This window comes from Candidatus Omnitrophota bacterium (genome assembly GCA_028716565.1).
Lineage (GTDB): Bacteria > Omnitrophota > Gorgyraeia > Pluralincolimonadales > Pluralincolimonadaceae > Pluralincolimonas.
This window is the reverse complement of record JAQUPL010000010.1, coordinates 37,179-45,880: the sequence shown is the minus strand read 5'-3', so window position 1 is coordinate 45,880 and position 8,702 is coordinate 37,179. Positions and strand designations below refer to the sequence as shown.

Genomic DNA, 8,702 nt, shown 5'->3' with positions numbered 1-8,702 from the left:
TCCACGCGAGGTCGTCGCTCGCCTTCGACGCCGGCACGTACTTCGAGCCAGTCGTGAGATAGTCCTTCCACCGCAGCGCCGGCCCCAGGAACGTCGCCGGGTGCATCACGTACTCCAGCTCCTTGCCAGCCATCTGTTTCGTGTACGTCGCCACAGCAGCCATGAGCTCAGAGGTATCGAGCGTCTTGTCCTTCTCTCTCGCCTTCCACGCTTTAAGAGCATCAGCCTTAGCTATCTTCCGAGGATATGCAGTCCAGAACGCCGAGAATTCTTCATCATCCATTCCTCCTTTTCCTGTTCCCTTTCCCCTACCCTTTCCTATTCCTTTTCCTTGTACAGTTTGGCAACTGTTTGTAAACTGTTTGTATACTCTATCTTTCAAACCATGTTCATCGAGTAACGAAAGGTAACTACGTACCACCGCAGAATCCTTCCTGCTCATCAAATCACCATGCTGGAATTTGCAATAATCTTTTACCCACCACTTACCATTTTCTAATACCTCGATATTGTCATGGCAATGAGAAATTAAATCTTCCCAATCAACTTCGCAACCGACAAAGAATTCAGCTGCTTTTTTATCCGCAATCCACACTCCAACATTGTCACATTCTGAAAGGATATAAAACCACGCAGTTTTGTTTTCTGGAGTAAGTTCTCTAAACCACGGACGTTTCCAGATACCAGTATCAAAGAATCGTTTGCTCATTTTATCATCTTTTCTAAATATGGTCCGGCTGTTTCGTTTGTATCGATATATTCTGTTAGGCCACTTATTCTTGCATGTCTCATCTTTTTAGAAATACTTGCTAGATCCATTCCGGATTTACTTAGAATGGTACAATATGTTCTTCGCAAAGCATGAGGTGACCACACGAATGGACGAGATATAATTCCGGCCTTCCGCGCCGCCACGCCCAGGTCGCGAATCCGAGAGTACAAAACGGCGTAGTTCATCGGCGCCGCTGCCCGCGTCCGTTCCCACGGCAGGGTCCACGCGATCGCGTCGATAGGCTGGGGGTCGCGGCGGTGCTGCTCGCGGAACACCTCGCGCAGCGCGTCAAGCGCCGGCTTGTAGACTTCCTGCTCCGCGTCGGTGGCGCCCTTGCCCGTGAATGTCACGGACAGCATGCCCTCGCGCTCCTGTACGTCGCCCCAGCGAAGTTGACAAAACTCCGCCGCCCTCAGCCCGCTGGTCGCGAGGAACAGTAGCAGCGCCCGGTCCTGCCGCGCCCGCAGCGTCGGCAGACTGCCGAGCCACGCCATCACCGCTGTAAGCTCTGACCATGATAACGCCGGCTTAGTGCGGTTTCCCTTCTTTGTCCGACTCAACTTTTGTATTAGTTTTTCATTCATGATATCAAATGGTGATATATAAAACGGCACCACGGCGCCGACACCACGGAAGAATCGTTTCAGCCCTTGAACACGGCAGTACGCCGTGCCCCGGCCCACGCGCTTCGATAAGGTGTCGTACCAGTCCTCAATCATCGCCGGCGTCACCTGTAGCGGGTTGAGCCCGCCAGTGTGCGCGTAGAAATCGCGCACCGCCGCGAGGTAGCTTCGATAGGTCGTGGCCGCGAGGCCCGCGCCTTTCAGGAACACGCGCTCCACGTCCTCGAAGCTCTTGACCGACTCGAATATCCGCGCGATTCGGCGCAAGCCCTCCGCGACGCCCGGAAGGTCGACTATTTTATCCGGTAGATTATCAGTCACATTCTCTCCCAAAAAAGGGTCGGGTCTACCGTGCGTGGCGTGGAAAGCGCCGAGGGCTGTGTGGACCCCCCTTACACGATAGACCCGACCCGTCCCACACAGAAGACTCGCTGCGGCTTCCAACCCGCAACAGACGCAAGCATATCACACCTGCTGCTACCTGTCAACTACTGTTTCACGAAGTCCATGAAGCCGTACAGCCGCAGGATGTCGTCGCCGATAAACTCGTATGGTATTCTCTCTACCGGATAGCCGATCCATTCGATGGTGAGTGTGTCATCATCGTAGTAATACTCGCCGTCGTAGGATACGTGGTTTATCTTGTCGTTCATCACCACGCCATTCTGGTCGAAGAACAGCGAGAGAATATCACCATAAACCCATACGCCGAGAAACGGATCAGGCGCGAATAAATCGCAGCCAGCCACCGCGAGAAGAACCACCAGAAGCACAATAACCTTTCTCATTTCATTCCTCCTCAAGCATCGACTTGTGCGTGTTCATCGAACGCCACATGGCCACGCCGTAGCTCACCGACTCATGCAGCGTGTACCACGGGCTGCCGGTGACATCCTCGCCGGTCATCGCCTCGTACCATCTGCCGTTGTACGCTACCCACGCATGGCCGCCGCGCGTCGTCCCGTCGTCGTAGTGCCCGAGCACCAGCGCCGGCCACCCGCCCAAGTCGCGGCGGAGAAGGTACATGACAAGCAGCGCGTAGTCCTCGCAGTCGCCAGCGGCCCATGCCCATGTTTGATCTGGACTTTGCCAATACTCAAGCATGTCGTGGATATCGTCGCTGACGTACCGCACGCGCGTGTCAACCCAGCGGCATACTTCCTGCGGCGTCGTCGCCCCCGTCGCCGGGATATCGAACGCCGGGTCGTAGGTGTCGTCCACGCACCACGCGCAGCCGGCGAGCAGCACCACTAGAGCCACGAGCGCATACTTCATGCCGGCTCCTTCTCCGGGTCGTACATCGTAATCTTGCCGCCGCGCACGCGGAACGCCACGCGGCCCGGCGCCTTCATGCCGGCCCACTGGAGCACCAGCGCAGGTATCTGCACGTGCCCGCCGCCGCTCTTCGTCGGGGTCATCTTATACGTCTTCGTCGTCGCCTGCCTCATCACGCCTCCTCTCTGTCGTTTATCAGCCGATAGTTCGCCACCATCGCCGCCCCGTTTCTCGTCTGCACCTTCACCAGCACGCTGTCGATCCAGTGCCCCATCAACCGCAGTTCGCTAATGCGAGCCGCCAGCCGCGCCACCCCAAGCTCCCGCAGCGCGTCCATCGCCGTGATGCCTTCCAGCCTGTTCTCGCGCAGCATCATCAGCACCTTCAAGGTCTGCGAGCATTTCACTTCTCCCGCTCCTTTCTGATTATCGCCGCAAGCTTCTCCATCTCTATCGGGTGGTTCCCGAGGCTCATCTTGTCGTTGCAGTCCCCGTGGTGAGTAAGGCAGACGTTCATGCTGTGGTGGATGACACCGGGCCCGTACATTTTCAGCAGCCACTTTCTCTGAGGAATCCTGTGCGCTAGCTCTGCCTCCTGTACCGCGAGCGGTTCCCCGCAGGCCAAGCAGCGGCCATCCTGCTCGTACCACTTGGCCACCTTCATCTCGGATATCGCAAGCGTCTTCCTGTCGTTCACGTAGGTACCTCTCCTCCTGCCTCGATGATTGCTAACGCCGTGGCGTCTATCAGCCGCGCCATCTCCTCCTTCGTGTATGCCAAGGTCGACTTACGGAAGTGAATCCAGTCGTCCACCTCGACGAAGATGCCCGGCCACTTCGGCGGCACGAACTTCCCCGGCTCGTACTCCAGCGCCACCCCGTGGTGAACGCACAACCAGTTCTTCGCGTACACGTTCGACCACCCACGCCACTTCGCGAAGGCGTCCCGATAGACGTGGAAGAGTTCGAAGCTGTCCTCTGAGCGGGCTTCCGTGCGAGACTTGTAGCAGTACCCGCCCAGAGGACACCGGATCATGCCAAGTCCTCCTCAAGCACTCTTCTCCATCGGTTCACCCATGAGGCGGGATCGTCAGCCAAGGTAAGCTTCGGCTTGCCCTTGTTGTTCAGATTGAGCAGTGCCAGGTCGTAGTTGCCAACGTTCGCATCATCGAGAGCCACCGCGCATCCGGCGACCTGGAGCCAGTACCGGTCTTCCTTCCCCGCCCCGCACTTGATGTCGACGACTAGAAGTCGTTCCTGCCCGGGCAGACTGAATACCCGGTCCAGCCGAGCACCATAACTATACGAGGGATGCACGACGACGAGTTCGCTCGCTTCGATGCTGGGCTTGGCGGCTTCAATGAAAACCCGATAAGCATCGCAGAACGGTTTCAGTCTTTCGTCCAACTCGTTCCAGTCGAGCGTCCCGTTATCTATGAGCACCGTAGCGGCATGGACCTTTTGTCCTCTTTCGAGGTACCAAGGGTCGAGATCGGGAGGCATGGGATAGATCCGGTTCAGGATCTTCGACACGGACCGGATGTAGCGGCCTTGATACGTGTACCATAGGCCGCCCTCCGGGAATCTCTGCGCTATCAAACCCTCGGGCAGTTTATAGGTAATCATGCCGTGCGCCGGCGGACTGTCCCCACGTCCTCGAAAACAACTCCCGCGACGCTGGCCTTACCCTTCATCAACTTCGCGTACCGGCCCAGCTTCACCGGGTCCGGGGAACAGAACGACCTGGGGACTGCATCTGCATCGACCACCCGTGCCTGCCAGTTCTCGATAATGACCTGGCCCTCGGGCTTCTCGACCTTCACCGGCTCCGCAACGGCAACGGAAGCGATGGGAGCATCGAGGACGGCCGCAGCCTGCTCCTTCATCCCCGCCTCTTCCATCCTCGCAGCCAGCGCCAGCTTCTCATCGGCGATCCGTTTCTGTTCCGCCCGCCGGACGGCTTCCGCTTCCTCTGCGCGCCGATTGTCTTCGGCCTTCTTCCACGCATACCGCTTGCGGTCGAGGGTCTTGCAGGCTTCGAGAGGATCGTCGATGTACTTCTTGTAGAGAGCGACCATCGCCTTCCATGCTTTCGTGGCCGCCTCTTTTGGGGGGCCGAGCTCAACCTCCAGCGTCTTCACCTTGCCCCTGACCTCGGCAATGATCTGGTCGGCAGCGGTGTACGTCTCCTCGTTGTTCACGACGAACGCCGACGCCTTCACCATGATGGCCGACATCTCTTGCTCGGCCTTCTTCTCCATGACAGATAGTTCGGTGGTCACTTCATGCTCCTTTGATTGCCGCGCGGCGCTTCTTGCCGGTCTCGATGATGTCGTCCATGACGATCTTCAACTCCACCGGATTCTTCCTTGCGATGTTGGCCTGATTGGTGTAGTCGGTGATCTCGTTGGGATTGAAAAGCTGGATGTGCTTTCCCGTCACCTTGTCGAACTCGGTAGCTTCGAGATAGTGGACGCACTTTTCATAATCGTTCTTCGGGGCCAAGACAGGAGCCGGAGTAGGAGTTGAGGTAGCAGCCCGAGGGGCAAGAATCGGTTTCCGATCTCTCGGTTCATCCCCTTCCTTCTGAGCATCGTTGTCCTCTCCCCTTGTCACGATTCCGGTCGCATTGATGAAGGCATACCTGCGGGCAAACGTGAGAGCTGCCGCTGCCTTCTGCGGATTGCTCATGTACGAATCAGGATCGAGAGGAACCTCGAACTCGGTCAGTTCCTCATGTCCGTCTCTGTGGTGAAGATAGCAGGATGCCTTTACGTTTCCGTTGACCTGCGTGGGCTTAATCGTCCAAGAGAATCCCCACCTTTCAAGAAACGGTTTCGCAGTCTCGACGACATCCTCGAGAGGTGCATAGGAATACCGAAGGGTCTTATCCTTGTTCTGCACCTTGCTTTTCTTTTCAACCGTAGGGCACTCGTGCTGGAAGCCGGCGAGAGCAGAGAAAAACTGATCCCGCGCCCACTCGGCCCGCAGCTCCCTCCGCATCGCGAGCAGTCGCTCCATGCTCTCGATGGGCAGGTTCTTGTCGATGGCCCGGGCGATGAGCGCCTGCGCGTCGACGACGGTCGGCACCTTCGGCTCCTCGGCCAGCGCGATAGGCGCTTCCTTCACCACGGCCGGCAACGTCGTCTTCCTCGGCCGGCCCCGCTGCTTAGCCATTCTTCTTTCCTTTCTTGGGTTTTTTGATATCCACAGGAATCATCTCATGTGGACTGAGTGCGGTATCATAATATTCATCAGCACGATAAATCTTCCCTGTTGATTTTTCCTTATAATATTTTGCTACTGGAAGCTCCTTCTCCCCGACTAGTTTACACCATGTAGCGTGATGTTCTCTGGTAGCTCCCCCCGGAATATATCCATCACCATTAGGCATTCGCCCTCTCCTTCCTCTCGACGCGGCGGCAATAATCTTGCAGCCTTATCGCCTGTTGCAACGTGAGCAGGTGCGAGCGGGTGTACCATCCGTACCCGCGTATCACAACCTGCCACCCTTCACGCTTCCGGCCCATGATGTAAACACTCACTTCATGCCTCCTCCTACTCGTTATCCGTTTCGATGCGATACTGCTTGAAGTGCGCCTCGTTGCAGAAGTTCAGGTAGACAGGATAGCCGTCGTCCGTCTTCAGCACGCCCATGATGCCGTGCTCCAACACCGCGCCGCAGTACGCGCACCTCATCTCCTCCGGTGGCGGCGAGTGAGGAGAGGCGTGCATCCGCTGGCTCGCGGTGCGGTAGTCGTCATATTCGCGGTCACTCATTTTCTTATTCCGGATTTTTCGGCCAAGCATAGAGGATGGGCGCACCCGCCGCACCCCATAGTCGGGAATATTCTGCCATGGCACTTTCACATTCGGCACTCCGCTTCCCGTTCCAGTCATCGCGGATCATTCCAAGAAGTGTTTTGTAAGTCTGCCTGAACCATTCGTTTGTTGTCATTTTCTCATTCCTCCTGCTTGCAGACTACCATAGCGGAGGACCGATAGCAAGAAGATTTTTTATCTTTTGCTAAAATTGTTGTGGTACAGTGTCGAGATTGGGTAACGGGCGTTAGGATGCCACAAACCGGCCTACCGACAGAAGTGTATGATTAAGTAGACAAAAGCCGCTTGCCGCACGACGATTGGCAAGGCTAAACGGACAAGCATGCATTAGGAAAACGGCCGAAAGCCCGCCACAGGCCAGCCAGACGCGGCAGGCGGCTTTCTAGGCCTCCGGCTCAGCTCGCAACCTCCCCTTTACGGCATCGGCGGGATCATACTCCCCACGGCGAGCAGGACGGCGAAAAACAGCGCCAGCCCGGCGCTTACCCCCGTGGTAATCTGCCAGAACAGAATCGTGCGCGAATCGGCGTCGAGTTTCGCCTGCAACTCCGCCTCGTAGGCGAGGTGCGGCTTCACCGCTTCCTCAGCAGCTTCAAGTGCCGTCGCCGCTAGTTCCTCCTGTACCTGTCTTTCCAGATCGGCCCAGCTTGATTCGTCGAAGCAGATCGGCCATCCGTTTTCTTCCCCGCTCGATTGCTGCGAGAACACCGGGGTCGTGAGCAGGATCAACAGGAGGATTATCACCCGCACCATTCATCGCCTTCTTTCTTCGCCACAACCACACGCCACCAAGCGCAATCATCGCGCCGATGGCGAGGATGATGAGCACAGACCACCACTTCACTTTTTACCTTTCTTGACGGAGCCGTCGAACTTCTTAGCAACAAGATTCGCCGTCCCATATCCGAATACGTTAGCAGTCATCGCCCCTACCCATAACCCGAACACCGTGTCGTTCATCTTCCCGAAGCCCAGCATGAGAACCCCTGCTACCAGCACGCTTCCGAGTGCGGCAACTCCCATCCACCATTTCCGAAGACCAGTTTCAACTATCGCCATATCACACCCTCCTCTCGTAGTGAAAGGCATCCCATCCGATGCCCGTTGAAGGATCGAGCGGTGCCCACGACCCTCCCCATTCAAGGCCATTCGCCATTCCTATTTTACCGAGCGACTTGTAGTCAACGAAACAAGTAGCGACGTGCCAGATAGGGTCGCCATACTTATTCAGCAGCACCACATCAAAGGCGTCGCCTTCCTGGTGCTTCGACTTCGAGTTAACCCCGTCGCACTTCGTGATAACCAGGTTCGCGTCCTGCGCTATCGGCTTCAGCCCCGCTATCTTCCGTAGCAGGTTCACCACTTCCAGCGTGGCCCGTCCCTGCGCGAAGTAGGCTACCTGTATCTCGCGCGTGCGCAACGTGGAAGTAACGGCCACGTTCAGCCCGGCATCATGCGCTTCAAGCAGGAAGTGGCGGGCAAGGCGCTCGGTTTCATCGTTCAGGTCCTCGATCAGTCTACTCATCTAGCGGAGGCAGGATTCGAACCTGCGACACTCCGGACCATGAATCCGGCGAGCTGACCACTGCTCCACTCCGCGTCGACTCATACGCCGCCGTTGAATATCTTCTTGTGTACGGCGTCGAGTTTTTCGGCCATCGATTCCTGCCGTTCCAACAGCACGCGAAGATCACCGCGAATATCCCCGAACTCCTTGCGTAGTTCAGCTCTATCCCGCCGACTCTCATCGCAGAACTGCTTGCCATCCTCGCAGGCAACTTCGGCAGCCCTGACCCGCCATTCTAATGCCACGTAACTCTCCCTCGCTTTCGCTGCATTCGCCCTCGCTATCTGGCCCAAGATTATACCACCCGCCGCAATACCGATACTGATGAGCATCGTGATGACTGTACCGACCGGCAGACTACCCATTTTACCTCCTATCCCTATGATGTATAGAAAAACATGTAACCACTCGCAGATGCAAGAATCGCAGTTGTATAAAGAACGAATGTTCTCGATGAAGTTAATCTAACCCATCCGGTACCATCGCATGTGATACCAACAACTTGTTGCCGAGCTACAACCGGCCCTACCGCTGGCGTAGGAGTATCATCTGTGAAAGCAACTAACGCCCTACTTACCGCAGCGCTAGAATGCAATATCCTGATATAAATGCACATCGTTCCGA

The 8,702-nt window shown here is 56.6% G+C and carries 19 protein-coding genes and 1 tRNA gene; all 20 read right to left on the bottom strand.

Going from position 1 to position 8,702, the window contains the following annotated elements; all coding sequences use genetic code 11:
- Positions 1-709 (bottom strand): hypothetical protein (locus PHO67_08510; protein ID MDD5547177.1); only part of this gene is annotated, 709 nt, incomplete at its 3' end.
- Positions 706-1,716, bottom strand: coding sequence for a site-specific integrase (locus PHO67_08505; GenBank protein MDD5547176.1), 1,011 nt, complete (start codon positions 1,714-1,716; stop codon positions 706-708). The genes PHO67_08510 and PHO67_08505, both read right to left, overlap by 4 nt.
- A 167-nt stretch (positions 1,717-1,883) precedes the next feature.
- On the bottom strand, positions 1,884-2,183 hold the full coding sequence (locus tag PHO67_08500; protein ID MDD5547175.1) for a hypothetical protein: 300 nt from the start codon (positions 2,181-2,183) through the stop codon (positions 1,884-1,886).
- A 1-nt stretch (position 2,184) separates the two neighbouring features.
- A complete protein-coding gene (locus PHO67_08495; GenBank protein ID MDD5547174.1) occupies positions 2,185-2,670 on the bottom strand; it encodes a transglutaminase-like cysteine peptidase in 486 nt (161 codons plus the stop codon).
- Positions 2,667-2,843: a hypothetical protein gene (locus tag PHO67_08490; protein ID MDD5547173.1), complete on the bottom strand. Its 177-nt coding sequence runs from the start codon at positions 2,841-2,843 to the stop codon at positions 2,667-2,669. The genes PHO67_08495 and PHO67_08490 overlap by 4 nt, the downstream gene beginning before the upstream one ends.
- Positions 2,843-3,076 (bottom strand): helix-turn-helix domain-containing protein, encoded by a 234-nt coding sequence (locus tag PHO67_08485; protein ID MDD5547172.1) that lies wholly within the window; start codon positions 3,074-3,076, stop codon positions 2,843-2,845. The genes PHO67_08490 and PHO67_08485 overlap by 1 nt, the downstream gene beginning before the upstream one ends.
- Positions 3,073-3,366, bottom strand: coding sequence for a hypothetical protein (locus PHO67_08480; protein MDD5547171.1), 294 nt, complete (start codon positions 3,364-3,366; stop codon positions 3,073-3,075). The genes PHO67_08485 and PHO67_08480 overlap by 4 nt, the downstream gene beginning before the upstream one ends.
- Positions 3,363-3,704, bottom strand: coding sequence for a hypothetical protein (locus PHO67_08475; GenBank protein MDD5547170.1), 342 nt, complete (start codon positions 3,702-3,704; stop codon positions 3,363-3,365). The genes PHO67_08480 and PHO67_08475 overlap by 4 nt, the downstream gene beginning before the upstream one ends.
- Positions 3,701-4,294: a hypothetical protein gene (locus PHO67_08470; protein ID MDD5547169.1), complete on the bottom strand. Its 594-nt coding sequence runs from the start codon at positions 4,292-4,294 to the stop codon at positions 3,701-3,703. The genes PHO67_08475 and PHO67_08470 overlap by 4 nt, the downstream gene beginning before the upstream one ends.
- Positions 4,291-4,950 carry a hypothetical protein gene (locus PHO67_08465; GenBank protein MDD5547168.1) on the bottom strand — a complete coding sequence of 220 codons (660 nt, stop codon included), beginning with the start codon at positions 4,948-4,950 and terminating at the stop codon, positions 4,291-4,293. Before PHO67_08465 ends, PHO67_08470 begins: the two co-directional genes overlap by 4 nt.
- A 1-nt stretch (position 4,951) precedes the next feature.
- Positions 4,952-5,845, bottom strand: a complete 894-nt coding sequence (locus PHO67_08460; GenBank protein ID MDD5547167.1) for an ERF family protein — start codon at positions 5,843-5,845, stop codon at positions 4,952-4,954.
- Positions 5,838-6,062 (bottom strand): hypothetical protein, encoded by a 225-nt coding sequence (locus PHO67_08455; protein MDD5547166.1) that lies wholly within the window; start codon positions 6,060-6,062, stop codon positions 5,838-5,840. Before PHO67_08455 ends, PHO67_08460 begins: the two co-directional genes overlap by 8 nt.
- Complete coding sequence (locus PHO67_08450; protein ID MDD5547165.1) at positions 6,055-6,213, bottom strand: hypothetical protein; 159 nt, start codon at positions 6,211-6,213, stop codon at positions 6,055-6,057. Before PHO67_08450 ends, PHO67_08455 begins: the two co-directional genes overlap by 8 nt.
- A gap of 13 nt (positions 6,214-6,226) precedes the next feature.
- Positions 6,227-6,367: a hypothetical protein gene (locus tag PHO67_08445; protein ID MDD5547164.1), complete on the bottom strand. Its 141-nt coding sequence runs from the start codon at positions 6,365-6,367 to the stop codon at positions 6,227-6,229.
- A gap of 85 nt (positions 6,368-6,452) precedes the next feature.
- Positions 6,453-6,626, bottom strand: a complete 174-nt coding sequence (locus PHO67_08440; protein MDD5547163.1) for a hypothetical protein — start codon at positions 6,624-6,626, stop codon at positions 6,453-6,455.
- A 299-nt stretch (positions 6,627-6,925) separates the two neighbouring features.
- The gene (locus PHO67_08435) at positions 6,926-7,264 is read right to left on the bottom strand and encodes a hypothetical protein (protein MDD5547162.1); all 339 of its coding nucleotides are present in this window, start codon (positions 7,262-7,264) and stop codon (positions 6,926-6,928) included.
- 87 nt (positions 7,265-7,351) lie between these two features.
- On the bottom strand, positions 7,352-7,570 hold the full coding sequence (locus tag PHO67_08430) for a hypothetical protein (protein MDD5547161.1): 219 nt from the start codon (positions 7,568-7,570) through the stop codon (positions 7,352-7,354).
- A gap of 1 nt (position 7,571) precedes the next feature.
- Positions 7,572-8,036, bottom strand: coding sequence for a M15 family metallopeptidase (locus tag PHO67_08425; GenBank protein MDD5547160.1), 465 nt, complete (start codon positions 8,034-8,036; stop codon positions 7,572-7,574).
- 1 nt (position 8,037) lies between these two features.
- Positions 8,038-8,111: transfer RNA gene (locus PHO67_08420), tRNA-Met, on the bottom strand.
- Between the two features lie 5 nt (positions 8,112-8,116).
- Positions 8,117-8,443, bottom strand: a complete 327-nt coding sequence (locus PHO67_08415; protein MDD5547159.1) for a hypothetical protein — start codon at positions 8,441-8,443, stop codon at positions 8,117-8,119.
- Positions 8,444-8,702 lie beyond the last annotated feature (259 nt).

Coding starts and splice junctions, on each gene's coding strand:
- PHO67_08425 (MDD5547160.1), bottom strand. CDS start 8,036: ATGAGTAGACTGATCGAGGACCTGAACGATGAAACCGAGCGCCTTGCC.
- PHO67_08430 (MDD5547161.1), bottom strand. CDS start 7,570: ATGGCGATAGTTGAAACTGGTCTTCGGAAATGGTGGATGGGAGTTGCC.
- PHO67_08495 (MDD5547174.1), bottom strand. CDS start 2,670: ATGAAGTATGCGCTCGTGGCTCTAGTGGTGCTGCTCGCCGGCTGCGCG.
- PHO67_08500 (MDD5547175.1), bottom strand. CDS start 2,183: ATGAGAAAGGTTATTGTGCTTCTGGTGGTTCTTCTCGCGGTGGCTGGC.
- PHO67_08475 (MDD5547170.1), bottom strand. CDS start 3,704: ATGATCCGGTGTCCTCTGGGCGGGTACTGCTACAAGTCTCGCACGGAA.
- PHO67_08415 (MDD5547159.1), bottom strand. CDS start 8,443: ATGGGTAGTCTGCCGGTCGGTACAGTCATCACGATGCTCATCAGTATC.
- PHO67_08455 (MDD5547166.1), bottom strand. CDS start 6,062: ATGCCTAATGGTGATGGATATATTCCGGGGGGAGCTACCAGAGAACAT.
- PHO67_08490 (MDD5547173.1), bottom strand. CDS start 2,843: ATGAGGCAGGCGACGACGAAGACGTATAAGATGACCCCGACGAAGAGC.
- PHO67_08460 (MDD5547167.1), bottom strand. CDS start 5,845: ATGGCTAAGCAGCGGGGCCGGCCGAGGAAGACGACGTTGCCGGCCGTG.
- PHO67_08440 (MDD5547163.1), bottom strand. CDS start 6,626: ATGACAACAAACGAATGGTTCAGGCAGACTTACAAAACACTTCTTGGA.
- PHO67_08445 (MDD5547164.1), bottom strand. CDS start 6,367: ATGAGGTGCGCGTACTGCGGCGCGGTGTTGGAGCACGGCATCATGGGC.
- PHO67_08435 (MDD5547162.1), bottom strand. CDS start 7,264: ATGGTGCGGGTGATAATCCTCCTGTTGATCCTGCTCACGACCCCGGTG.
- PHO67_08470 (MDD5547169.1), bottom strand. CDS start 4,294: ATGATTACCTATAAACTGCCCGAGGGTTTGATAGCGCAGAGATTCCCG.